The sequence below is a fragment of the Paenibacillus athensensis genome (genome assembly GCF_004514475.2).
Lineage (GTDB): Bacteria > Bacillota > Bacilli > Paenibacillales > NBRC-103111 > Paenibacillus_AL > Paenibacillus_AL athensensis.
Map to the genome: position 1 here is coordinate 47,076 of NZ_MYFO02000018.1, position 25,241 is coordinate 72,316.

General features: G+C 54.3%; 21 protein-coding genes. 6 read left to right on the forward strand and 15 right to left on the reverse strand.

The annotated features are described in order from the left end of the window. Position 1: 1 nt before the first annotated feature. Positions 2-2,029 (reverse strand): sensor histidine kinase, encoded by a 2,028-nt coding sequence (locus B5M42_RS23200; protein ID WP_134755969.1) that lies wholly within the window; start codon positions 2,027-2,029, stop codon positions 2-4. Between the two features lie 354 nt (positions 2,030-2,383). After that, positions 2,384-3,904 carry an MDR family MFS transporter gene (locus B5M42_RS23205; RefSeq protein ID WP_134755971.1) on the reverse strand — a complete coding sequence of 507 codons (1,521 nt, stop codon included), beginning with the start codon at positions 3,902-3,904 and terminating at the stop codon, positions 2,384-2,386. 131 nt (positions 3,905-4,035) lie between these two features. Here B5M42_RS23205 and B5M42_RS23210 point away from each other — a divergent pair, with 131 nt between their 5' ends. Continuing rightward, the gene (locus B5M42_RS23210) at positions 4,036-4,530 is read left to right on the forward strand and encodes a MarR family winged helix-turn-helix transcriptional regulator (protein ID WP_134755973.1); all 495 of its coding nucleotides are present in this window, start codon (positions 4,036-4,038) and stop codon (positions 4,528-4,530) included. A gap of 505 nt (positions 4,531-5,035) precedes the next feature. On the opposite strand, the gene B5M42_RS23215 is transcribed toward B5M42_RS23210, so the two are convergent. The 5 genes from B5M42_RS23215 to B5M42_RS23235 all read right to left on the reverse strand — a co-directional run bounded on the left by B5M42_RS23215 (position 5,036) and on the right by B5M42_RS23235 (position 12,323). Beyond that, complete coding sequence (locus B5M42_RS23215) at positions 5,036-5,896, reverse strand: hypothetical protein (protein WP_230633158.1); 861 nt, start codon at positions 5,894-5,896, stop codon at positions 5,036-5,038. A 6-nt stretch (positions 5,897-5,902) separates the two neighbouring features. Further along, entirely contained in the window at positions 5,903-7,099 is a 1,197-nt protein-coding gene (locus B5M42_RS23220) for an ABC transporter permease (protein WP_134755975.1), read from the reverse strand. Beyond that, a complete protein-coding gene (locus B5M42_RS23225; protein WP_134755977.1) occupies positions 7,096-7,809 on the reverse strand; it encodes an ABC transporter ATP-binding protein in 714 nt (237 codons plus the stop codon). Before B5M42_RS23225 ends, B5M42_RS23220 begins: the two co-directional genes overlap by 4 nt. A gap of 82 nt (positions 7,810-7,891) precedes the next feature. Further along, on the reverse strand, positions 7,892-9,607 hold the full coding sequence (locus B5M42_RS23230) for an alkaline phosphatase (RefSeq protein WP_230633159.1): 1,716 nt from the start codon (positions 9,605-9,607) through the stop codon (positions 7,892-7,894). Between the two features lie 115 nt (positions 9,608-9,722). Further along, positions 9,723-12,323: an ATP-binding protein gene (locus B5M42_RS23235; RefSeq protein ID WP_134755981.1), complete on the reverse strand. Its 2,601-nt coding sequence runs from the start codon at positions 12,321-12,323 to the stop codon at positions 9,723-9,725. 374 nt (positions 12,324-12,697) lie between these two features. On the opposite strand from B5M42_RS23235, the gene B5M42_RS23240 reads away from it, so the two are divergent. Continuing rightward, complete coding sequence (locus tag B5M42_RS23240; protein WP_134755983.1) at positions 12,698-13,426, forward strand: PA5033 family protein; 729 nt, start codon at positions 12,698-12,700, stop codon at positions 13,424-13,426. A 159-nt stretch (positions 13,427-13,585) separates the two neighbouring features. Here the strand turns inward: B5M42_RS23240 and B5M42_RS23245 are convergent, their stop codons facing one another. Further along, a complete protein-coding gene (locus tag B5M42_RS23245) occupies positions 13,586-14,968 on the reverse strand; it encodes an MATE family efflux transporter (protein ID WP_134755986.1) in 1,383 nt (460 codons plus the stop codon). A 233-nt stretch (positions 14,969-15,201) separates the two neighbouring features. After that, on the reverse strand, positions 15,202-15,504 hold the full coding sequence (locus B5M42_RS23250) for a YunC family protein (RefSeq protein WP_134755987.1): 303 nt from the start codon (positions 15,502-15,504) through the stop codon (positions 15,202-15,204). A 220-nt stretch (positions 15,505-15,724) separates the two neighbouring features. Between B5M42_RS23250 and B5M42_RS23255 the strand changes: the two genes are divergently transcribed. Continuing rightward, complete coding sequence (locus B5M42_RS23255; RefSeq protein ID WP_230633160.1) at positions 15,725-16,264, forward strand: hypothetical protein; 540 nt, start codon at positions 15,725-15,727, stop codon at positions 16,262-16,264. 96 nt (positions 16,265-16,360) lie between these two features. Here B5M42_RS23255 and B5M42_RS23260 read toward each other — a convergent pair whose 3' ends face one another. From B5M42_RS23260 to B5M42_RS23275, 4 genes are all read right to left on the reverse strand, one after another. Next, a complete protein-coding gene (locus tag B5M42_RS23260) occupies positions 16,361-18,265 on the reverse strand; it encodes a putative bifunctional diguanylate cyclase/phosphodiesterase (protein ID WP_209280768.1) in 1,905 nt (634 codons plus the stop codon). Positions 18,266-18,284: 19 nt separating this feature from the next. Continuing rightward, positions 18,285-20,150: a PAS domain S-box protein gene (locus B5M42_RS23265; RefSeq protein ID WP_134755989.1), complete on the reverse strand. Its 1,866-nt coding sequence runs from the start codon at positions 20,148-20,150 to the stop codon at positions 18,285-18,287. 151 nt (positions 20,151-20,301) lie between these two features. Then, positions 20,302-20,673, reverse strand: a complete 372-nt coding sequence (locus tag B5M42_RS23270; RefSeq protein WP_134755991.1) for a DUF423 domain-containing protein — start codon at positions 20,671-20,673, stop codon at positions 20,302-20,304. 27 nt (positions 20,674-20,700) lie between these two features. Then, positions 20,701-21,003: a hypothetical protein gene (locus B5M42_RS23275; protein WP_134755993.1), complete on the reverse strand. Its 303-nt coding sequence runs from the start codon at positions 21,001-21,003 to the stop codon at positions 20,701-20,703. Between the two features lie 238 nt (positions 21,004-21,241). On the opposite strand from B5M42_RS23275, the gene B5M42_RS23280 reads away from it, so the two are divergent. Beyond that, positions 21,242-22,618: a CdiA C-terminal domain-containing protein gene (locus B5M42_RS23280; protein WP_209280769.1), complete on the forward strand. Its 1,377-nt coding sequence runs from the start codon at positions 21,242-21,244 to the stop codon at positions 22,616-22,618. Positions 22,619-22,632: 14 nt separating this feature from the next. Further along, entirely contained in the window at positions 22,633-23,118 is a 486-nt protein-coding gene (locus B5M42_RS23285; RefSeq protein WP_134755995.1) for a hypothetical protein, read from the forward strand. A gap of 41 nt (positions 23,119-23,159) precedes the next feature. Here B5M42_RS23285 and B5M42_RS23290 read toward each other — a convergent pair whose 3' ends face one another. Together B5M42_RS23290 and B5M42_RS23295 are read right to left on the reverse strand one after the other, a co-directional pair. Next, on the reverse strand, positions 23,160-24,149 hold the full coding sequence (locus B5M42_RS23290; protein ID WP_134755997.1) for a sensor histidine kinase: 990 nt from the start codon (positions 24,147-24,149) through the stop codon (positions 23,160-23,162). Positions 24,150-24,611: 462 nt separating this feature from the next. Then, positions 24,612-24,962 (reverse strand): hypothetical protein, encoded by a 351-nt coding sequence (locus B5M42_RS23295; RefSeq protein ID WP_134755999.1) that lies wholly within the window; start codon positions 24,960-24,962, stop codon positions 24,612-24,614. Between the two features lie 109 nt (positions 24,963-25,071). Between B5M42_RS23295 and B5M42_RS25795 the strand changes: the two genes are divergently transcribed. Further along, positions 25,072-25,241: transposase (locus B5M42_RS25795; RefSeq protein ID WP_407946119.1), on the forward strand; the 170-nt coding region annotated here is incomplete at its 3' end.

Consider the following 25,241-nt stretch of genomic DNA (forward strand, 5'->3'; position numbering starts at 1 on the left):
TTCACTCCTCGCTTCGATGTATGGGCAAAAACATCCGTACAACCGTGCCCTCGCCCGGCTTGCTTGTCATATGCAGCTTGTATTCCGGTCCGTAATACAGCTTGATCTTCTCGCGAATATGCGCAATGCCGATGCCGCTCATCCGCTCGCGCAGCGACTTGCCGCCAATTGGCGTCGCTCCGGCTCGCTCATCGTCCGGCCTCGCCTGCGCTTCCGCAAGCTCCTGTCCGCTCGGGCGTTCGCCGCCCCCGGCCGCCCAAGCTTCGCTCGGCCCGGCTCCGCCCGGCTGCCCTGCTCGGCCGCCGCCGGGTCTGACAGCCGCCGCACGGCCGGCTCCGCGCTCCGGGAGTCGCTCGCCGCGCTTGGCCGCCGCTTCCGGCTCCGCCCACTCGGTCTCCGGCGCTTGTCCCTCACCGCCAGCCGGACCGGCTTCGCCTGTCAGATCGGCATCCGCTTCATGCCGCTCAGCGCTCAACGCCGCACCCGCGAAGCCGTCAGCTCGCCCGCCTGCCGCTGCCTCCATGCCGATTCCGTTATCCTCGACCTGACAAAACAACAGATCGCGGTCCAGCCATGTGCGGATTGTGATTACACCTTGCCGGCGCGAAGGCTCAATGCCGTGAATAATCGCATTTTCCACCAGCGGCTGCAGCAGCATGCGCGGCACAATGCAGCGCTCGGTCTGCGGATCCAGCTCAAAGCGCGCCTGAACCCGGTCGCCATAGCGAAAGGACTGGATTTCCATATAGTCGCGCACAAGCCCGCATTCCTCACGTAGCGTAATGAAATCGCCTTTTTTGCCGAGACTGGCCTGCAGCAGCCGCACGAGCGCGCTGACCACCTCGGAAATTTGCGGCGTCTTGTGAATTTTCGCCACCCACTTGATCGTATTTAACGTGTTGTATAAAAAGTGCGGATTCAGCTGATAATGCAGCGCCTCCATCTCCGCTTCCTTTTTTAGCGCCTCCTCCAGCTTGACCTGCTTGATCAGCTCCTCCAGCCGGTTGAGCATCTGGTTATAGCTTTCGCCGAGGTCGTTCCATTCGTCCATGCCCTTAGACATCCAATACGCCTTCAGATCGCCGAGCTCGGCGCGCTTCATCAACCCCTTGAGCCGGTGCAGCGGCCGCGTGACATACCGCGCAAATACAAGCGAGCTGCCAATCGACAGCACCGCGAGCACCGCAAACAGCAGCGCTAGCAGCTTACGCAGACTCGGCATCGCCGTTTGGGCAAACGTGTTCGGCGCCTGATAATACGAGCTCCACTCCCCGCCGGGGACATCCAGCTTGCGGACCGAGCGCACGCTGGCGCCGTCCAGCTCCAGTCCGTTCACGCTCGCCGGAAACAGCGAAAGGTCGAGATTGCCGCTGCGATACAGCATCCGCCCCTCTTCATCGACCAGCGCCTGATCGACCGACGCCACCTCCAGATCCTTCATCATCCGGCTCAGATTGTACCAAATGACGATGTAGCCCAGCTCATCGGAGGAGGCGCTGTCCCCGACCGGCTGCAAATACCGGACGATGTAGCTGCCCTGGTCGCTGCCGCCCACCGACGGCTCAAACTTGCCCGGACGCATATCCTGCGGCGAGCCCATCGCTTCCAGACCGCCATAGCCCTGCGAGCAGAGCGTTCGGTTCGAGCTGCTGACAGTCAGACAAATTTGCGCAAAATATCGGTTATGCAGCGTCTGCTGGTACAAAAACCGCTCGATATAGCTTCGCAGCTCCCCGATCTGCGCCGGATAACCTCCTGCGGCCTGCTGACGGGAATAAGCCAGCACCGCATAATCCTCCGCAGCTTGCTGGGCAAACGACCGGACCGCCTGCAGCTCGCGCGCCGCCCCGGTCAGCACCTGCTGATGCGCTTGGGCGACGTTGGCCGTCAGCTCGCGCTGGCTGTAGCCGTTCGTCTGGTGATAGAACACCCCGACCGCCACCAACAGCGGAATCGAGCCGACCAGCAGCAAATATAACAACAACCGCATTTGAAAGCGGTACAATAAAGCAGGAAACGAGGATCGCATACACTCACCTTGGCCCAAACGGATTTATTATGTTCCATTATAAATCTGCCTGCGGCTGTATACAACGCAGACCGCTTTCACTCCGTCAGGTTGTGGCCGGATGTACCGTCCGCAGCGCCAAATAAACGGACACAGGCATCCCCCACGCCAGCTTGATTCAGCAGTTGCCGAAGCCGCGCAAAAAAGCCCCGCCGCTGCACGGCAATGCCGGCAGTAACAGGGCTTTGATATAAGCTGGCCAATCTCGGAAAGCGGCTCGCCGACGGTCAGCCAGCGCTTTCCGCACCACGCGCGACTCCAGAGCGCGGTGCCGCAGGTCAAGCGGATAGCCGCTTGCCTGCGGCCAATCCGCTCCTAGCGGCCGGTTTGCGCCATTTTGCTGTCGCGGATCGATTCCTTGCTCATCCACAGCACGCACACAATCGTCAATGCAGCGGGGATTACGCCCCACATGAACGTTTTGGCGATCGAGGTCGACAGTGCGGCGATGACCTTGTCCATGACCGCTTGCGGCACCGCGGCGCGGGTTTCCGGCGTCAGCATGCTGCGCGCGTCTTTGAACAGGTCCGCCGGCGGCGCTTGACCGCCCGCTCCGGCGAAAGCCGCCGTCATTTTGTCCGTAAACAGATTTCTTTGCACGATCCCGAAAATCGTAATGCCGATGGTCATCCCGAACGAACGGGTGAACGCCATCGTGGCATTGGCCGAGCCGCGTTGTCTCTCGTCGAAATGATGAATAGCCGCCATGCCCAATACGGAGAAGGAGAAGCCTACGCCAAGACCGATAATGATCATGTAGATCGTCAGCAGCCAGTGAGGCGTATCGAGCGAAATCGTGCTGAGCAGGAAGGCGCCCACGACGAAAATCAACGCCGATGCCAGCATAATGCTGCGATAGCTGTATTTGTTGCCGAGCATCCCGCCCCCGGAAGCCGTCACCACGGACGCAACCGTCATCGGCAGCAGAATCAGACCGGAGTTCGTTGCCGAGCCTCCGTATACCCCTTGCACGAAAATCGGAATGTACACGCCGGCCGTAATGAACGCCGCGCCGAAGCACAGCGACGCCGCTGTACTGGAGCCGAACAGTCGGTTGCGCAGCATGCTGAAAGAAATAATCGGCTCCGCCGCTTTGCGCTCGGCCAGAACAAACAGGATGAACAGCACGGCAAACACGCCGAACAAACCGAGAATCACGCCGGAATCCCAAGCGTATTCCTTGCCGCCGAGCTCCAGCGCAAACATCAAGGCGACAATCGCCCCGACAAGCGTAATCGCGCCCCACCAGTCAATGACCTGCTTCCCGTGCTGCAGCGATTCCTTGTAGAAAAACGCCACCAGAATGAAGGCGATCACGCCAAGCGGCAGGTTGATGTAGAACACCCAATGCCAGCCGATATAATCGGTAATATAAGCGCCGAGCAGCGGACCGAACAAGCTGGAAATACCGAATACCGCGCCGAAAATACCGCTCATCTTGCCGCGTTGCTCCGGAGGGAACACGTCGAAAACAATCGTGAACGCAATCGGCACGAGCGCGCCGCCGCCAATTCCCTGAATCGCCCGAAAAATACTGAGCTGCACGATGTTTTGCGCCAAGCCGCACAGCACCGAGCCGATCAAAAAGACGATCAGGCCGAAAATGAAAAAGCGCTTGCGCCCGTACATGTCCGACAGCTTGCCGAAAATCGGCATGCCGGCCATTTCGGCAACCATGTAAGCCGAGGTGACCCAGACAAATTTGTCCAACCCTCCCAAATCGCTGACGATGGTACCCATTGCCGTCGCGACAATCGTGTTGTCCATAGCGGCGATCAAGATACCAAGCAGCAGGCCGACCATTACCAGGCCCAAATGTTTGTTCTCTGCATTCATAACAAGCTTGCCTCCCTGTTTCAATATGATATAATCTTACCCAAGTAAGATACTTACACAAATCAATTATTTAACCTCCGAAAGTATCTTATCAAACTAAGACATTTTCATCATATCGGGAGGGGGCCGCTATGTCAAGGCGAACACCAAAAATTTCCCAGCTGCTCAGCGGGCTCAGCGATGAGTTCCGCATCCAGAGTACGAATACGGTCTTGTTCCATCAGTTAATCGCCGACTATCTCGGCTTGAATATAACCGACCATAAATGCTTGAACTACCTGATCGATCTCGGGCCGCTGACAGCCGGCCGGCTCGCCGAGCTGACCCATTTGACGACGGGCGCCATCACCGGCGTGATCGACCGGCTGGAGAAAGCCGGATTTGTCCGGCGAGTGAAGGACCCTAACGACCGCAGGCGCGTGATCATTGAATGCGTGCCGGAAAGCATGGCGCGGCTGCAGGGTGTTTTCGAACCGCTGGGCCGGATGACGGACGAAATTTGTCTGTCGTATTCGGAGGAAGAGCTGGTCTTTCTGCTTGCTTTTATGAAAAAAATCAACGGCCGCTTCCAGCAGGAGCTGGCTTCGTTCCAGGCCAATCTTGGCCGCCTGGACGATGACAACTGATCCGCGGCAGCGAACGGTCGGCCATGCAAAAACGGAGCTGTCCGATCCAAAAAGGACCCCAAAATCCACAGTTAAGTGGAGAGAGGGGTCCTTTTTTATGGGCATTTTGCTACTCCAAGCGGGGCTCAAAAAATCACAACCGCATCACAAGAAAAACGATGATTTGTCAGTCCGCTCGACTCTCGCTATATGGAGCATTTCAATAACCAGGGTAAATCGAACGTTGCTGGCAAGCTGCTCGTCTTGACGGATTTTCACATGTCGAGCACTTCAATAACTGCGATTCGTCATCTAATTACGCTGATTGGGCGAGTATGATGGACAAACCTGCGAGTCGGCATGCTTCACCCTGCAATTCGATAGCTATGCACCTCGGCGGGCAGGATAGCAACCTTTTGGCACGTATATCGTCCTTAAGATCAGCAAAACAGCAATCATCCTGCCTTTTTGCAGGTGAAATTTCAAGAACGTGTCGCTGTTCGTTCAGACATGCGTTTTTGGCGCGTTATTCCTTGATCCGCTCGAACGAAGCGTCGTATAGCCGGAACATCGTTTTGTAGCCGGACTCGTCGAGCTTGATGCCAACGTCGAGCCGCCCTTTGATCAGCAGCGGCCCAGACGTATAACGCAGCTTGATATCATCGGGCACGTACACGATCATAATTTTGTTCCAATACGTCTCGTCGCCGTTGTCAAACGGACATTCCGCTCCCGGAGACGGAATAAGCAGGAACCAATGCTTTTCGAAGCTCAGCACCTCGCCCATAAACCCTTTGATCTGCACGTTATGACCGCTCAAATCCCAAAACCGGGAAGACGGCGTCGTCTGCAAATCATTGTCGAAAAACTGATCCCAATTGATTTCGTTGCTCGGCGCAGCGCTAGCCGCATGGGCCGGCGCTGCCGGCGAAGCTGACGGGCTGGCGGCTGCGCCCACTCTCGCCTCCGGCGCTACGCCGCTCGCCGCTCCGCCCACTCTCGCCTCCGGCTCTCCGCCGCTCGCCGCTGCGCCCGCGTTCGCTACCGGCGCTCCGCCCGCGCTCGCCCCCGGCTCTCCGCCGCTCGCCGCTCCGCCCGCGTTCGCTACCGGCGCTCCGCCGCCCATCGCTGCGCCCGCGCTCGCCTCCGGCGCTCCGCCGCTCGTCGCTGCGCCCACTCTCGCTACCGGCGCTCCGCCGCTCGTCGCCGCGCCCGCGCTCGCTACAGGCGCTATACCGCTCGCCGCCGCATACGCTGTCGCGCCTTCGGCAAACGTCGCACCCGCCTGCGGTTGCCCGGCTCCGCAGCCGGCGCACAGCGCCGCCAGCAGCGCAAGCGTCACCGCCAGCGCACTTCCGCTTCTGCCCTTACCCTTGCTTGCCGTCATTGACCTTCACCCCCGAAACATCTGCAGCGGGTCCATCCGGTACGCCTGCAGCGCAGGACCGACAGACGCCGCGAATCCGACCAGGCACGCCTCGGCCGCCAGCAGCGCTTCACCCGGCAGCAAACGCCCAGGCGCAATTTGCAGCCCCGTGTAAGCAAAAATCGCATCCTGCCCGGCAAAACCGGCGGCATGACCAGCCAGCAAACCCAGCAGCGTGCCAAGCACGGTCAGCAGCAGCCCCTCGCCGATCAGCGTCAGCCATATATAACCGCGCGGCTTGCCGAGCAGTCGCAGCAGCGCTACATCCCGCTTGCGCTCGTTCACCGCCTGCGTCAAGCTCAGCAGCACCGTCACCGCTGCCAGCAGCACGCACAGCGCCGTGACGATTTTCACCGCACCGGTCCCCGTATCGACGACGTTCACCACGTCGGCCACCGCCTTGCTTGTAAAAATCGCCTGCACATTGCTGACGTTCTGGTATTTCGTCTTCAAGCTTTGCGCTCCGGCGAGCGACTTCGGCTTGAGCAAAATCGCCGTCACCTCGTGCTCCCCGCCGTGCTCGTTATGATGCACCTGCCAGGCGTAATCCGTCGTCGTAAACACCGCGCGGTCGTCAGCCGTATGCAGCGCCGGCAAAATCCCGACCACCGTATACGCGAACCGGCGATGCTCCTCTTCGTCGCCGTCCTCGTCCGCCGCTCCGGCGACAAGTCCGTGCGCGCCGTGAAACGTATCGCCGAGCTTCGCGTGCAGCTCCTTGGCCGCATACGCGCCGAGTACGACTTCGCCGGTCGCTCCGTACAACCGGCCTGCGGCCAATTGCCGGTCGCTGTACCGCGTCACAAAATAACCCGGCGCGATCCCGACAATCGGGAACCCGTTGTAGCTGTCGCCCGTCGTCAGCGCAAACGCCCTTTCCGCTTCCGGCTCGCGGCTCACCGCTTCGAACACGGCATAGGGCACGTTGCCCGTCGGCGCGCCGACATGATAATACGTATTCAGCGCCAGCTGCGAAGCGCTGCCCTTCGCGCCAATCGTCAGCTCAAACGGGCCGTAGCCCGACGCCGCTCCCGTCTCCAGACCGCGGCTGCATAACAGCAGCACGACCAGCAGCGCAACCGTCACCGCTACAGCCGCTACTGCGAGCAGCGACAGCAGCTTGCGGTGCAGCAGGTTTCGCCACAACAGCTCCAGCAAGCTCATCCCACCTGCACCTCGCTTTCCGTTCCCCACGGGCCCGCTCCCGGCTGCTTGAGCAGCTCGTTCAGCTCGCCCATGTGCGCCTGCACGGGGAACAGCCGGGCCAAATGCAAATCGTGCGTCACTGTAACGAGCGTCATCCGCTCGGCCGCGCACAGCTCCAGCAGCAGCTGCATGACGGTGCCAGCCGTTTCCCAGTCGAGGCTGCCGGTCGGCTCGTCGGCGAGCACCAATGGCGGCTTGCCAATCAGCGCGCGGGCAATCGCTACGCGCTGCTGCTGGCCGCGCGACAGCTGGCCGGGCCGGTGATGCTGGCGGTCGGCCAACCCGACGCGCGCAAACCATTCATCCAGCTGCTCACGGCGCTGCTGCTTCGTCCACGCGCGCGGCAGCGCCAGCTCGACATTTTGCCGAGCCGTCAACGATGACAGCAGATGAAAGTCCTGAAAAATGTAGCCGACCTGCTGCGCGCGATAACGGTCGCGCTGCGCTTCGCTCATACGCTGCAGCGCATAAGCGCCGATCTGCAGCTCGCCCGTGTCGGCTGTCAGCACGCCGCCCAGCAAGTGCAGCAGGGTGCTTTTGCCGCAGCCGCTCGGTCCGGTCAGCGCTACGCGCTCGCCGGTTTCCACGGTCCAGCTTCCGATTTGCACAATCGGCACGCGTTTGCCGCCTACGACAAACGATTTGCTTACCTGATGTAGCTGAATCATCGCTACGCCTCCTTGCGCAAAGAGGGCCAAGGGATTGCTCCCCAGCCCTCCTTTTTTCAACCGCTTACGTCATCCCTGTCCGTCAGTTCAGCACAATCCGCTCAGACACCGCATCCCATTTCAGGGCTTTGCCGGTCAGCTTGTTGTACACGTCCAGCGGCAAATACAGCTTGCCGTTATCGACGCTGCCCATGCCGGCATCGGCGCCGTTCAGCTTCACTGCACCCGTCGCCACGGCAATAACCGCTTGATTACTGCCCTTGGACAAGGTCACCGTTCTGGAGCTTTCGTCCCATTGGACATCGATGCCAAACGCTTCGGCCATTGTACGAGCCGGGTATTGCACCGTATTGTCACGCGTCGTTTTGAACATCGGGTACACGTATTTGGCTTGCAGCTCGCCAGACGCCACTTGCAGATCGGCCCCAATCACCTTCGCGCTGTTTTTGGCAATGTCGGTGTTGTCGATATCGCCTTTGACCAGCGTTGCGATCGGCCCGTACGCCCACACGCCAACGTCTACCGCCGTATGACCGTGACCGGTCCAGCCAACGGCCAGACGTTTGGACACGACAGCGTTGTAGCCGCCTGCGCGCTTGTAGGACGAGCCGTCACCGGCGAGGATCAGGTTCACTTCTTCGTCCGTCAAATCGGTAAAGCCGATATTGTCGGCAACGATTTTGCGGATGTCGGCGGCATTTTTCGCTGCTTGCAGCGTTGCGTCCAGCGCCTCGTAGGAATGTTTTTCTTGATTCCACAAATCAACGTTCAATTCATACACGTTGTTGATGCCGAGCGACAAGCCGCCGGTTTCATGATCAGCCGTGATCACAACGGACGTATGGCCGTCTTTTTTGGCAAAATCCATCACCGTCTTCACCGCTGCATCAAAGTCCAACACCTCTTGCACGTTGGCCGGCAGGTCGTTGGCATGTCCGGCATGGTCGATGCGGCCGCCTTCGATCAGCATGGCGAAGCCCTTCGAGTTTGTCGACAGGATGTCGAGCGCCTTTTGCGACATTTGCGCCAAGCTTGGCGTCTCGCTGTCGCGGTCCAGCACGTAAGGGATTTCGTTCATTGCAAACAGTCCGAGCGCCTTGCCGCTGCTGGCCGGAAGCGCCTGCAGGCCGCTGGCGTTAAACGCCGTTTGGTATCCTTTGGCTTGAAAATCGGGAATGATGTTTTTGTCGGTACGTTTGCCTTTGTCTTCTTTGCCAACGAAGTTCGTTTTGCCGCCACCAAAAATCACGTTCAGGCCGCTGTCCAAATACTGGCTGGCAATCGCGTTCTGGTTGGAGCGCAAGCGCACATGGGAAGCGAATACCGCCGGCGTCGCGCCCGTGATATTGTCGGTGGACACAATGCCCGTCGATTTGCCCAGCTTCATCGCTGCTTCAATGACCGAAGCGTAGGGCTTCGCCATATCGTTATTCGAAACGCTGATCGCGTTGTTATACGTTTTGTTGCCTGTCGCAAACGCCGTTCCGGCTGCCGCCGAATCCGTTACTGCGCCCGACTCGGTCGAATACGGGCTTTGCTGCGAAAACGTCGTCGCTTTGCCGACGTAGTAGTTGTCGAGCTCCAGGCGGTCCTTCTGTAAAAATGTTTTCGCATAATAACGCGCTGCTGTAATTTCGGCCGGCCCCATGCCGTCCCCGATCATCACGATCACGTTTTGCGACGGCGTAGCCGCTACTGCTGCTGGCGCCGCCGGATCGGCTGCGAACACTTGTCCGCCAATCGGCAGCAGCGTAACTGCAAGCGCCGATACGAATAAACCTTTTAACGAATGTCTCAATGGATTTCCCTCCGATTCAGTTTGGTTACCTCCTTCATTGTAGGAGCCAATGATCAAAGGGATGTAAACAAGTATGAACCGACGGTTAACGGGGATTGAAGGTTTTGTAAACCAGCTAAATCCATTTTTTGCTTTTCGCCAGCTTGGCCGCATCGGTAATATTGTCGGCGCTTATTTTTTTGAGCATATTCGTAATATGGCTGGTCAGCGTTTTTTCAGTAATCGCATTGGGTCCCCTGTTCGTATTGATGCGTTCCAAAATTTGCCGACGCGTTTCACCCTGATATTCATAGTAGTAATTCAGGATTTCCTTCTCTGTTTTCGTGAATACGGATTTGCTTTTTTTCAATTCCTGCAGGTACAGACGAGCTTCGATCCGGGCCAGCAATTCTTTTTTCAGAAATGGCTTGCTAATGTAGTCGTTGGCCCCGGCTTCGAATCCCCGTGCGATATCGTCGGCTGTATCCCTTGCGGAAAGCATGAGAATCGGCAGCTCTTCGGGCGCATAAACTTCCCGCACCTTCTCACATACTTCATAGCCGGACATGCCCGGCATCATGACATCGAGCAGCAGCAAATCAATTGGGCGGCTGGCCACAATGTCCAACGCCTGAAAGCCGTCGGTCGCCACTACGGTTCCCCAGCTGTGCATCGACAGATGATTCAGCACGACTTGAATGTTGATCGGGTCGTCCTCCACAAGCAGAATTTGAATCGGACTGTCCGGATTCCGCGGACTGCTTACCGCTGCGAGCTGCTCGTGATCATTGACGAAAACCGGATGCAGCGCTGCAGCTTCCTGCGCAGCAGGCTCGTCTTCCGCAAAAGGCAGCGTAAATATAAACGTAGAGCCTTGACCGGCAACGGATTCGGCCCGGATCGCGCCGCCATGCATCTCCACCAGCTGCTTGGTGATCGTCAGCCCGAGGCCCGTCCCCCCGTATTTGCGGGAAATGGAACGGTCCGCTTGCTCAAACGATTGAAAAATGCGCTCCAGCTGCTCGTTCGGGATGCCTATGCCCGTGTCGGAAACCCGAATTTCGATCCTGGCCGCGCTCCGGTGAGCTGCGACGGTAATCGTACCTTTCTCCGTGAATTTGATTGCATTGCCAACGAGATTAAACAAAATTTGCTGCAACCGATTTTCATCGCCGTACGCATACAGCGCTTCCTCGGTGCGATTGACGAATTGCAGCTCCTTGCCTCTGACGAGCGTTTTGCTGACGGACAGCACGGTGTGGATCAGCTGTACCACATCGACCGATTTTCGGTCCAGCTCGATTTGCCGATGCTTCAGCTTGGAGAAGTCCAGCAAATCGTTGACTAGATTACGCAATCTTTTGCCGCTGGACACGACCATATGCAAGTTGCTGCGCGTGGTTTCCACAGACGTGGCCGCAGGTCCGTCCAAACTTTCCAGCACAGACTCCGCGATGCCGATAATGCCGTTTAACGGCGTGCGCAGCTCATGCGAGGTGTTGGCAAGAAACTCATCCTTCATGGCCGACAAGCGCTCCAACTGCTCGTTGGATTGCTCCAGCTGCAGCAAATAGTTCTCCTGATTGCGGTACATCTCGTTCGTTCTGCGGATATGAATACATAAAATGCTGACCATCATCAGCAATAAACCGTACGGTACGATCGACTCTGTATAGGGCGCATTGCTGATTTTCAGGAAATTATCGTATAAATTAAAAAGCAGATAACAAACGAGCCCCCAAGCCAAAATGCGCGTATCCGCTTTGGCTTTTTTTAGTGTGAGGCCGACAATGGCAATGACGGTGATTATAAAGTTTACGTTCCCGATTTCACCCAGCGTTTCCGTTATATGCTTGATTCCGGATTCGCTAAATTGGTAGCCAATTAAAAGACCGAGAAATACGATGTGCATGCAAAAAATAAGATTCGTCCACCATTTGAAAATCCGGTTGTGGGCATATTCGACGAAAAAGCTGCGAATAAACAAAATAAACGCGATCGGAATCGCATCGTTGCAATATTGGCGAATATATTCCCAGCAGGTCGGGGCGTTATAGATGAAAAATTTGACATCGGTGCTGGTCCACGTATGGGCGGCATGCGTAAACAAGTAAAGTGCAAGCAGCAAATAAGAGCCGTTTTTTCCCCGGCGCAGCCCTAAAATGAAAAAAAACAACGCTAAAAACAGCATCAATAAAAAAACGATCCCGTATTGCACAAAATTCTTTTTGTACAAAAAATCGATAATATCGGCTTGATCCGCTACAAGCACCGTACCTCTGATGCCTATTTTGTTCAGCTCGGAATGAATCTTGACGTAGACGATGTCGCCGGGCACGGCCGCTCCCAAAGGAATAAGGTTCAGGTTGCGTCCGTAAAATCGGTGGGGCTGCTGAAAATCGCCATACGTGTACACAGTCTTACCGTCGACATACACTTCATAGATTTCATAAATTTGCCGGATATATAAATGACAATTCGACGCGCATTGCAGCTGGGCCGGTACATGCAGCTTGACCCATAACGTCTTGTCTTTCGCTCCTTGCGTTTTGCTGGCTGCATCGGCCCGGTTCCACGGAATTTGGGCGATTTGCTCAATCGTAAAGTCTCCCCTTGCGTATTCGATATTTGTTACAGTTTGTCCGCGTTGCGGCTCGACCATCGGCAAATGCACAGCCGCGACGAGCATAATTAATGGAACAAAAAAAATAAACCCCAATGTCGTTATTTTATTCATCTTCGTAGTCTCCAACGTCAGCAATCAACGAATTCGATATGAAATCCGCGCGCGTCTTGATAATGGCAGGATTTGGAACGGGTCTATACCGTATTGTAAACGTCGACCCTCTGCTATTCAAGCCCCAAATTGTTCATGCTTATCCTGAATTGGAAAATAGGTTAAAAACGAAAAACGTCGTTTCGAGATAGTCTTAGATTCGATATCAGGCTTTCATAGAGCCCTTTTCGTAGTCTTAATTGGAAATTAAGACTATCCTGACCAGATTTTTCACCTTAATATTAGAAAAGAAGGCGGCCGCCTACAAAATCAATCGCAACAACACGCTTACTCCGTCCGTCAGGGACGGACCTACTCAAAAGGAGGAATTGTTGATGAAGAAAAGTGTATTCAGTTTATTGTTAGCAGCCGTACTCGTGTTCAGTTTGGCTCCTGCGGGCTTTGCCGCAACCAACATTTATATGGGGGCATGGGATACGGACGGAGACGGCGTCAACGAGCTGGTTTATAATACAGGGTCTTCGATCCAAATCAAAGAAATGAACAGCTCCGCATCGCGCTCCTACGCGATTGCCGGAACGTGGTATTTTATGGGAGCAGCCGATATGGATGGCGATAACGGCGTCGACTTGGCCTTCAATATTAATGGTACGGTCAAAATTGTCCATGATAAAAAAGGCACCAGCAGCAGCTATAGCATCGGCAGCAACTGGTCCTTGCTGCAAGGCGGGATCGCCGATCTGGACGGCGTTGCCGGTGCAGAGATGGCCTTTAACATTAACGGGACGATTCGCGTGCTGCACGATAAGACGGGGACAACGGCAGATCACTATATCGGCAGCAACTGGGTGCTGCTGGCTGGCGGCATTGCCGATCTCGACGGGAAAGCGGGCAATGAAATCGCTTTTAACATGGGCACCAGCATTAAAATTTTGCATGAAAAAACAGGCTCGACCAGCAGTTATTCCACGGGTAGCAGCAACTGGAGCCTCATGGGCATCTTTGATCAGGACGGGGTAGCAGGCAGTGAAATTCTCTATACAAGATCGGGTGGATCGTCTAGCGTTATCAACGATCGATTGAACACGCAATATAACTTATAACAAACTTTACAGAGGAATCGTCAGATGCAGAAGCGTTTATTCAGTTTCTTATTGGATTTGTTGGAATAAAGTGGTATTTGCAGCATAAGGAATAACCCAAAAATGACCCCAAAATCCACAGTTAAGTGGAGAGAGGGGTCATTTTTTATGGGCATTTTGCTACGCCTCCAGCGCCATCGCTCCGCCGCACGACTGCGCCTGCCGCTCACGCTCGCGGTCCGCTCGGTTCAAATACTTGCGACTCATCCACCTCGGGACAATAAATACACCGCGCAGAAACTCGTCGCTGATCATCGCAATATAAATGCCGATTACGCCCCATTTCAGCTCAACCCCCAGCACATAGGACAGTCCCGCGGCAATGATCCACATTGAGCTTAACGCCGATACCATCAGGAAGCGCGTATCGCCAACCGCCGTCAGCGCGCCGCCCATGCCCATGTTCAGCATCTTGCACGGCTGCAGGATCAAATTCAGCACCAGCAGCGTAATGCCAATTTCGATGATTTGCGGGTCGGATGTGAACAAGGTCAGCACCTGACGGCCAAAAATGAACAGCAGCAGCGCGTTCAGCGTCACCACCGACAAGCCGATCCAGAGCGCGCGATAAGCCGCCGCGTAAGCCTCCCGCGTGCGTCCGGCCCCGAACAGATGAGCAATCTGAATCTGCACGCCCATCGCAATCGAATAGCCGAGCATAAAGCAAAACGACTCCAGCGAGTTCATATAGGTCCTTGCGGCCAGCTCCTTCGCGCCGATCATCGCAATAAACATGTAGATCAGCAGCTGCGTCAGCATCCACGACGCCATATTGATGCCCATTGGCCAGCCGATCCGCAGCACTTCCTTGAACAGCTTGCGGTCGAAAGTCCAGATGTCGCGCCACTCCAGCCTGCGCTCGAACGCAAACAGAAACAGGCCGAGCAGCACCACGGTCGCCAGCGTCCGGCTGGTCAGGGTAGAAATCGCTACGCCGGTCAGTCCCCATTTCGGGAAACCAAGCGCTCCGAAAATAAAGCAGTAGTTCATCACAATGTGCACCACATTCATGCCAAACGCAATATACATCGGACCGCGCGTATTGCCGGTGTTGCGAATGACCGTGCTGAGGCTTGTCATCAGCGAGGTCAGCACCATGCCGCCGCCTACGATGGAAATATACGTCGCCGCCAGCGGCTTCAATTCGTCGGGCAGCTGCAGCAGCTTCGTAATCCAGCTCGTGCCGGATACTAGCACGACGCTGAGCACCGTACCGACGATGATGGAGAAATTAATCGCCATCACCGCAATTTTGCGAGCATCTTCTGTTTTTCGCGCTCCAAACCTCTGGGCAATCAGTACTCCAGCCCCGCCAGCAATCGTCATAATGACGATAATCATTGCCGAAAACAGCTGGTTGGAGATGCCGACCACAGCAACCGCATCATCGGAAACTCGGCTGACCATCAGCGTATCGGCCGTCCCAAGCAGGAATTGCAAGAACATTTCGATAAAAATGGGCCATGATAGCGCCCAAAGCGTAAATTTTTTCTCTATACCCATCGTACGGTCACCCTCCTGGTGTCTTTAGCCTTCAAGCTATATTATAGAGGGTCAGCTCGATTTCCACTTGCAGTTTCACAACCAAAAGTATCAGGATTCCAACCTGAATCTGCCGAATTTTTTCGGAAAACGTTATCAGCTTTCCTGCAAATTCCACACAAAAATGGCACCCAAGCCCGCAGGCCCGGTGCCACCCGTGTTATCGCCATATGCACGTCGCCTGTCCGGCGCGTTCACATCATTTTCAAAATCGCTTCGCGGCCCGTCATGCCGGCCACAATGCCCGCTGCCTCAGCCGTGTGCGTCACCGATTCCAGCGGTGCAGCGAGCAGCTCCTCAATCGTGCGGACCCCCACGGCCCGGGCCGCTACAATCTCGCGGTCGCGCAGCCTTTCATTCAAGAGGCCCACATCCAACGCTCCGCACATGATGTAGCCTTTATTCGTCGTGACGACCAGCAAGGTCGTTTTCGGCAACTTGACCTCAATCGCAATGGCGGTATGTCCGTCAAGGACCAGAGGTTCTACGCGCATCATGCCAAGATCAGCTCCTCTTTGCAGATTTACCGTAGTATATGCCGCCGCATCTTGTTCGGTGTAGCGCGAGCCGCGAGCTTTTTGGAAAATGCTTGAAAAATCGGCGGCAACGTTCAAATGAAACCGATTTTTTCTTGGCAGTACGTGGGCAACGCTATGTTTGCCTGGTCTTTCATGGTATAGTAGTACAATAAATATTGTTCGCAGCTCGGAGGCCATCATGGATAAGGACCAATCAATGCCCGGCCGCAAGGGGCATCTCTTCAATGTCGACATTTTTATTGAATCGGCTTCAAATGGCCTTGCTTTGGAGAAGCTGCTTCAGCTTCTTCATTCGTCCGGCGTCAAGGATTATCAAATAAATAGCGGCGTGACGCTCGGCAAGATCATCGAAGCGAACCTGGAAGCCTATAGCGACTCCCAGACACCGATCAAGCTGCCGGACGCCTCCCGCAAACCGACCGAAGCCAAGCCCGCCGAAGCCGCTCCGGCCAGGAAAGATGCGGTCAAGAAGCCGGCCAGCGCTCCGGCGCCTGCCGCTGCGTCGTCCGACGAGACGATGGGCAAGGTATTGGAGCAATTCAAGCTTAACAACACGCTGATTCGTCTGACCGTAGTAAAAGGCAAAGGCGTGCGGCTGAACATGCCCTGCCGAATTTTGAACTTCGACGCGGCCTCGCAGAACGTCACGGTCTATCATGTCGACGAGAAGAAAGTATATTTGTTCAAGATCAACGAAATCGAGGATTTCAGTCTGTAACGTAGTTCACGTTTGACGCAGCCGCTGCTTGCGCCAAAGAGACCGTTCCCCCGCATACCGGATATGCGGACGGAACGGTCTCTTTTTGGTATAACGTTAGGTTTCCCGGCCCGCGGCCGTTTGCTGCATGCTTTTGGTCAGCAAGCTTTCCATCGTGTCGGCGTTGACCGGCGGGCTGAACCAGTAGCCCTGCACCTCGTTGCAGCGGTTTTCGTGCAGGAAGCGCAGCTGATCCTCCGTCTCCACGCCTTCGGCGATCACCTTGAGATTCAGGTGATGCGTCATGGCGATAATCGTAGCGACAATCGCCGCGTCGTTCGGATCGACCATAATGTCGCGCACAAAGGAGCGGTCGATTTTCAGCTTGTCGATCGGGAACTTTTTCAAGTAATACAAGGAGCTGTAGCCCGTTCCGAAATCGTCGATGCTCACATGAACGCCAAGCTGCTTGAGCTCCAGCAGCGATTGAATCGCGTGATCGACGTCCATCGTCATGCTTTCGGTAATTTCCAGCTCCAGATATTGCGGATCAAGGCCCGTCTGCTGCAGCACCTGATCGATTTTGCCCTTCAGGTTATGCTGGAAAAACTGCCGTACCGACAGGTTGACAGAAATCGGAATCGGCGGGAAGCCCATGTCCTGCCACAGCTTGTTCTGCTTGCAGGCTGCCCGTAGCACCCATTCGCCGATCGGCACGATCAAGCCGGACTCCTCGGCGAACGGAATGAACTGATTCGGCGCGACAATGCCGCGTTCCGGGTGGTTCCAGCGAATCAGCGCCTCCGTCCCGACGATCCGCCCCGTATCGATATCGACCTGCGGCTGATAGTACAGGATGAATTCATCGTTCGTTATCGCCTTGCGCAGCTCGCTTTCCAGCCGCAGCCGATTGAGCGAAACCGAACGCATGTCGGCATTGAAAATCTGGAAGTCGTTGCGCCCTTTCTCCTTCGCCCGCGCCAAGGCGATGTCGGCGTATTTCATCATCATATCGGCGTCTTCGTCATCTCCGGAAATCGCAATCCCGATGCTTGCTGTAATGTGAAGCTCGTATTGCTCCAGCACGAACGGCTCCTCCAGCACCCTGTTAATGGAAGCGACAATCGCCAGCGCGCCGTTATAATCGGAGACATTGGTGAAGAAAAAAGCAAATTCGTCGCCCTCCGTATGGGCCAAGAAGTCATTTTCCGTAATGCAGCGCGTAAACCGCTCAGCCAGCTGCATCAGCAGCATATTGCCGTAATCGTGGCCAAAGCTGTCGTTAACGAGCTTGAAGCGGTCGATATCGAGATAGAACACGGCGATTTTCCGTTCCATCATGCGGCTCATCGCCAGCGTTTCGTTCAGATGGTCGCGGAACAAGCGGCGGTTCGGCAGGCCCGTCATATCGTCGTAATACGCCATATAGCGGTTTTGCTCGTCCACCCGCTTGCGCTCGGTAATGTCCTCGCAAATCAACACGCTACCGCCCGCTTCGGAGCCGGATACAATCGGGACCGCTGTAACGTGCAGGTCGACGCGATAGCCGCTGCGGTGAATGACCGCGGTTTCAAAACGCGACGGCAGGCCGTTCTTGACCTGCTCCAGATGCTCCAGCGCACCCACAAGATGCTCTTGCGCAATAAACGTCACCAGCGGCAGCTGCACCAGCTCCGACGACGAATAACCCAGCATCGTCTCGGCCGTGCTGTTGAGCCTGACGAAATTGCCCAGCGGATCAAACACGCCAATCGCATTCGGATTGTGATCGAGCAGCGAATTGACGATTTGCTCGGCATCCTGCAGCCGGTGCGCCAACGTTTCCTGCTCGTTTTGCCGCTCGGCGGCTTCGTCAGGTCTGCCGGCCGCGGCAGCCGGGTCCGCCTTGCGCGGACCGCCGGTGAGCAGCGCCAGCAAAACCAGGGAGGCGACAATACAAATCCAGGCTGCAAAAGGCTTTATAAACAGGCTGCCGAATAAGACGAGGACGATATACCCGCCTATATACACCTTTTTTCTCACATGATGTCCTCCTTCGCTGCTAATCGCCTGTAACCGGAAGTGTGATGCTGACAACGGTACCTTTGCCCACACTGCTTTCGATATGCATCGTTCCCTTGTGATCTTCGATAATTTTATACGTAATCATCATGCCGAGCCCGGTTCCCTTCTCCTTGGTCGTGTAGAACGGCTCGCCCAGCTTCGACAGCCGCTCCGGCGGAATGCCGCAGCCGCGGTCCTTGAGCGCGATATTCACGCGCCCCGTATCGTCCAGCCCTACCCGCACATCGATTTGTCCTCCGTCCGGCATCGCTTCCATCGCGTTGCGAATCAGGTTGACGAACACCTGCTTGAGCTGATTTTCCTCACACAGCACCAGCGGCAGTCCGCGTTCAATGACCATGCGGAATTGAATATCGCTGAGAATGGCCTGCGTCTCCAGCAGCGTCATCACCTGGCGCAAAATCGTCTCGATGCTGCACGGCTGGTAGCGAAGCACCTGCGGCTTGGCGAGCACGAGCATTTCCGTGATAATCATTTCAATGCGCCCCAGCTCGGACAACATAATATCGTAATATTCCTGCTTGCTGCTGGCTCCCGACTGCATAAATTGCAGGAAGCCCTTCACCGAAGTCAGCGGATTGCGAATTTCGTGGGCAACCCCGGCCGCCATCTGGCCGACAACCGACAGCTTTTCGGATTTGCGCAGCAGCTCCTCCGTTTTCTGCCGTTCGGTGATATCTTTAAACGTTACAACGCCCCCTATCACTTGTCCGTGCTCATAAATCGGGCAAACCATATACTCCACGGGAAACGTTTCTCCGTCTTTTCTGCAAAACACTTCATTGGCGATATGGTAATAAGCGCCCTCCAGCATGCTGCGCGCAAGCGGCGAGCCTTCTCGATCGTCCGTCTGGTCGCGCGTAAGCAAGCGGTATGCGTTTTTCCCCAGCATCTCGCCATGCGAATAGCCGGTCAGCCGCTCAGCGGCATCGTTCCAGAAAATCGTTCCCTGCTGCTCGTCAATGCCAAAAATCCCGTCGGAAACCGCGTTCAGGATCAGCCGGTTTTTGTCATGCAGCCGTTCGATCGTCCGCTCCGTCGACTTGCGCTTGGTGATATCTCGGGCAATCAGATGAATGCCCTGCAGCTGCTCGCGGTTCCAGATCGGCACACAGCTGACTTCCAGCGTAATCACATCGCCCAGCTTGTGCAGCAGCGAGATTTCTGCCGAATCGATCAGCCCTTGACGGGCTTTGGCAAACAGCTTCCAGACCCGCGGCCAGTCCTCTGCCGCCATACAGGGCAGAAACGAGCGGTTCAGCAGCTCCTCCTGGCTGTACCCGGTAATCTCCAGCGCGGCCGGATTGATGCTCAGCAGCTTGCCGGTCGCTTCATCCAGCGTGCAGATCATATCGGGATTGTGCTGCAGCAGCGAATCGTAACGCAGCCGGCTTTCCTCCAGCTCCCGCTCCGTCTGCTTGCGGCTCGTAATATCCTGAACCTGCGCGACAAAATACAGCGGCGCTCCCGACTCATCGCGGACAAGCCAGGCATTCAGAATGACCCACACGGAAAGCCCCTGCTTGCTCACATAGCGCTTCTCCATCTGATAAGAGCGGCGTTCGCCCGCAAGCGTTTGCTCCAGCAGTCGCACATCACCCTCCACATCCTCGTGGTGGGTAATTTCCTGAAAATGCAGCGCCAGCAGCTCCTCCTCCGTGTAGCCGACCAGCTCGCAAAACGACGGATTCACCTTGAGCAGTCTGCCGTCAAGACCCACCAGCGCCATCCCGATGGCCGCGTATCCGAAGGCGTGCCGAAACAGTTCTTCGTTCTGCAAAAACGCCAGCTCCAGCGGACCTGTCTCGCACGCCTCTGATGGATTGTCTCTTAGTTCAGCCATGCTTCCCGTCCTTTCGTGTGAGGAAGAATGATCGATTCAAGTCGTGTTACTCTTTCTACACCTTACAAGGATTTTCCTGCTGCCGAGCAAAATAAAACAAAAAAGAGCCGGGATGCCCCGACTCCTTCCAGTCCGCCTGACGCCCTGCCACTTACCCTTTGTAAGCCGCAACCGCCAGCAAAATCCATCCCAGCAAAAAGCTCACGCCGCCCAGCGGCGTAATCGCGCCCAGCACCTTGATGCCCGACAGGCTCAGCGCATACAAGCTGCCCGAAAACAGCACTATGCCGATCAGAATCGCCCAGCCCGATACATGAACGAGCGAGCTGGAACCGCCAAGCTTATCCGCGACCAGCGCGATCAGAATCAAGCCCAGCGCATGAATCATATGGTACTGTACACCCGTGTGATACACGCTGAGCATGTCCTCGGACAGCTTGCCCTTGAGCGCGTGCGCGCCGAAGGCGCCCAGCGCCACCGCGAGAAACGCATTCAGGCTGCCCAGCAGCACAAACATTTTCATCCCGGCCGTTCTCCTTTGTTCTGGCAATTAATCCACTTGGCCGATATCGTGCTGGCCGACAATCAGCTTCACCGGCTCCATAAAGACGCGGGTCACCGTCGGATGCTTGATCAAATCGATCTCAATATCGACGACCTTGGCGCGCGTCGTCTTGCCTTCGCGCTTGTCGTACACGACCGAGAATTCCTTTAAGCCCAGTTGATACGTGGTGACTGATGCGCCGATGGACAGCGCAGGAGAATCGTATTCCCCGTGCTCGTACAGCACTTCCGATAACAGCTCGTCATTCATATCTACAATCGTCACGTACTGGCAAAACAAATATCGCATAAAGAAATCCCCCTTCTTGAAGTGAATTTATATGTAAAATTCGTCGATATCCGCAAAATTCCTGCAATAAAACGCAGAAGGTGAGGAAATTCACCATTTTGGCACGTTTACGCGGCGTGAAATTAGGATTTGTTAAATGTTGTGAAATTATGTATATTATCTTTATCTTGTAATTAATATTTTACAGCATTTATGATATAATCCAGATCATCTACTTTTTTAGACAGAGGTGAAGATTTTGTCCGCTATCAAACTCGATCCGGGCGTCATCCGACAGCTCAATGGCGATGTCGGCCAACAGATCAACAAGCTGGTCGACTTGACCGGCAGTTTATCTTCATTGACCTCCTATCTCGATTCAGCCATTTCCGCACGTCGCAGCGTCGGGTACAGACTACAAGCAGCAAATCGCGACGTGCAACAGCTGGAAGATCGCATGAAGCGCTTGCAATTGGAAATCAACCAAGCTGTTGAACGGTACCAGCAATCGGAAAGCGACGTTCAGAAGCAAGCCTCCTTGCTGGCGAATCCCCAAGCTCAACCGGCACAAGACAATCGCCATTGGTGGAATTCCGCGTTCGGCAGCATTGCTTCCGGCGTTACGAAACTGGAAGACTTCGCTCACGATACCGCTGATCAATTCGAATCCGCAGCATCGAAGCTGATCAAGGACACCGTAGGTGAAACGATCGAGATCGTGGCCGGAGCCTTGTACGTCAAAGATCAGGCGCTTGACTTTATCGAAGACTGTGCAAGCGAAGCGATCGCAGCGCTGGAAAGCTCACGCGTCGGTTCCTTTGTGGAAGGCGCTGCCGACGCCGTCGTGGAGAACTTCAGCTTTGGTCTCATGGAAAGCGAATCCGGGACTGAGCACCGCAAATCGTACATAGCCGGAAAAATCGTCGGCGACATCGTCTCGGAAATCGCAGGTTTGGCCGAAGGCGTTGCAGGCGCTGCTGTGGCGGGCGCCGGTCTGGCGCTGGATGCAACGGGAATCGGGGCCATTGCCGGGGTTGGTTTGAATGTGGCCGGCGCTGCTATTGTTGGACACGCCAGTTCGGTGCTGTATAATGGAGCCAGTCACACGGGACGGGACGCGAGCGAGCTGGTGCAGAGCTTTAGGAGTTCTGAGGAGGCGGGGAAGGGTGAATCGAGTGAACTTATCAAACCTAGTAAACTCCCTGACCCTGACGCTGTTCCTTCCGGTTCAAGAACCAAAATCCCTAATAATGCTGATCATGCAACCAAACAATCACTTGAATTAGAAAATGATGCAGCTGATTGTCTGGCAAAAAAAGGATACGAAGTTGAACAAAATCCTAGAATTCAAAAAAGTGATGGAATTGATCCCAATAGAGATCCCGATTTCAGAGTGGAAGGAAAGATTTTTGATTGCTATTCTCCTACTGAAAATAAAACGATAAGGGGCATCTGGAGCGAAGTTCAAGAAAAAGTAGTAAATAAACAACAAACCAAGAACGTTGTGATTAATTTAAAGAATTGGTCTGGAGATACTTCAGCTCTGCTTGAACAATTCAAACAGTGGGAAATTGCTGGTTTGGAAGAGGTTCTAGCCGTCACGAAAAATGGTGATGTTATATCCATATTCCCATAAAACGGAGGTGCTTTATGGAGTATTCCTTAAAAACCAAGGGAAATCAAACCAGTCAGCTTTGGCTAAGCGATTTACTTGCAAAACAAAATCTTGATTTCCGCTATGTACATATGCAACATCTTACAGGTGTGAGCGATGAGTTTTCGTTAAATATTGGTTTAAATATCTGCATCCATGAGAATAAGTATCCGCCAGGTCATCCCGCACATTCCTATGAAACCATTTTCCTTGAGCATGACTTTGTTTATCAAGAAACGGTATCTTTTGATTTCCATAAATTCAATGAATATCAAGATGCGGCGGATAAAAAGATGTATGAAATTGTTTTTTCAATTATACAAGCTCATAAATCTGAAGCGATTTTTTACCACACGTCCGGTGAAGAAATTTTTTACTACACACATGGAAATTACCTGTTTAACGAAATCTATCTGAGTTGGCTGCAAAATCACCATTCTGATTTATTGGAAAAAATCAAATATTCTATCTTTACGGGATAGTCTAATTCGGATACACCATCACAAGACCTGACGTTGTTATTTCACACGGTCTGAGCAGGGAGCGTAATCGTCCATTGCACTCCCTGCTCTTTTCCTGTTTCTAACCGGGCTTGTCCATGCAGATGACTGATTCTCCCTTTCAGCTGCTCAATGCCCTTCCCATATAAGCCCATACCCCGCTTCGCTTTATTTTCTTCAAAACCGACGCCGTTATCTTTGTAGCTCAACACCAATTGCCCTGCGCTTTCCCTTAACCGGAAGCTTACCCGGGATGCCTGCGAATGCTTTTTCGCATTGTTCAGCAGCTCTTGAACGACCCGAAACAAATGCTTTTTAAGCTGTACGTCGTGGTCGTTGGCGAACAAGGCCTCATCTGCTTCAAAATCAATTTGAAATTGTTCATTGACGCGCTCTTTATCCAGATACATGTTGATCATGTTCGCCAAGCTGGTTTCTTGCAGCAGATAAGGGTCCAGCTCAAAGCAATTTTGCCGGAGGCCGACGTTAATCATCTCTACAAAATGAAGCAAGCTTTGCAACTGCTTTTCATCTTCGTCACTCATCATATAGGTACCAAGCAGGCAGGCCAGCTTCCGTTTTAAAAAGAACAGATCCTGCATGGTCGTGTCGTGCAGATCGGCGGCGATTCGTTTTCGCTCTGCCTCCTGTACCTCCAGCATGAGCTTGTTGAGCATTTGCTCCGCTGGGGCTTGAGCCGCCAACTGTTGGGTATGAGCCAGCAATTCGCCACGAACCCGGCGATCCGTCGCATGTCTGATAAAAGTCACCATAATCATCGTCCCGGCAAACAGAAATCCTATTTGGACCGGACCTGCTATTGAAGCAAAACAAACAGCATACACAACCGAAAACATCACAGCGGGCAATAAAGCCGCAGTACCCACTCTCCGCACAAGCTCACTGAGCTCTCTCCATCGATCTGCGATACGCTGCTGTGCGGCGTGCAGATGTCCCGCAAGAACTACGCCCTCATCAAAAAGAGATATTACCCTCAAGATTTTGTTTTCCAACTTCACATTCCCCCTCGCGATCCGGTTCCGACCGATCACTTTCGCCTTCCTAGGGCTATTGTAAAGACTCGTAGTGGTCGGGGGAATGCCTAATCTGCAGCAGGAGCACTCCCTTTTTTACATAGGAGCACTCCTATAGGCGTGTAGGAGTAATAATTGTGGATCGGCTACATTTTAGATTGGCATTCTCATCGTAGAAACAATTCGCCTCAAGCACAATATGCTTCCATTCCATTTTACTGCTCCTATCAATCAGTAAGCAGCGTTATTCCTACCCACTCGATTACACCATTGTCTCTAATTATTCCATATGCTCTATAAGAACCATCCACTCGGGCTGACACAGCTGCGTTTTCCTTTTTGACATATTCCAGAACATAGCATCCTCCTTCTCGCATCGAATACTTCATTTCTGCAATCAGAAATGGCCTCTCTGTATTCCATTAACGCAAGTGGAGCCGGTCACTCGACTGCAGCCATACTCTCACGCCAAAGTAATTTAGTTTCTTCTTTGGACGAACCAACCACATAGATGGCGCGTACCTTCTGGCCGCTCGTGTCGATAGCAAAATGAAAGAATCCGTTCTGCGAAGAATCCTTCCTCCAAAAAGAAACCACGCGTTGCCGGATACGAACATATAAATTTTCGTTCTCGATATAGGAGTCGAATCCGTTGAAGTATAAAATAGGATTAAAAAAATCTCCTTCAAGCTGATAAATACCGCCGTCAGCGGACGTTACCTGCGTCCCATAACTGCTAGTGCTGGCATAAGCAGGACGCGCATAGTTAAGTACGATTCCGATCACCACCATAAGCAAAATGCCCGCTGCAAAAATGATATATGGAGTGATACGATAAAAATGCAGTCGAAAAATACCCTCGTATGAAATAAAATGAAAGTTGACGAGGGGACGGGAGACAATGAATCGATACGACAAAGCATTCAAAGAAGAAGCCGTAAGATTGAGCGATGAGATGGGACCCAAGAAAGCTGCCGAGCAGCTAGGCGTATCCTACTATACGTTGCAAGAGTGGAGAAAGCGAAGAACCCTGCACGGAGACGGAGCGCATATCGGGAGCGGACGCGCTTA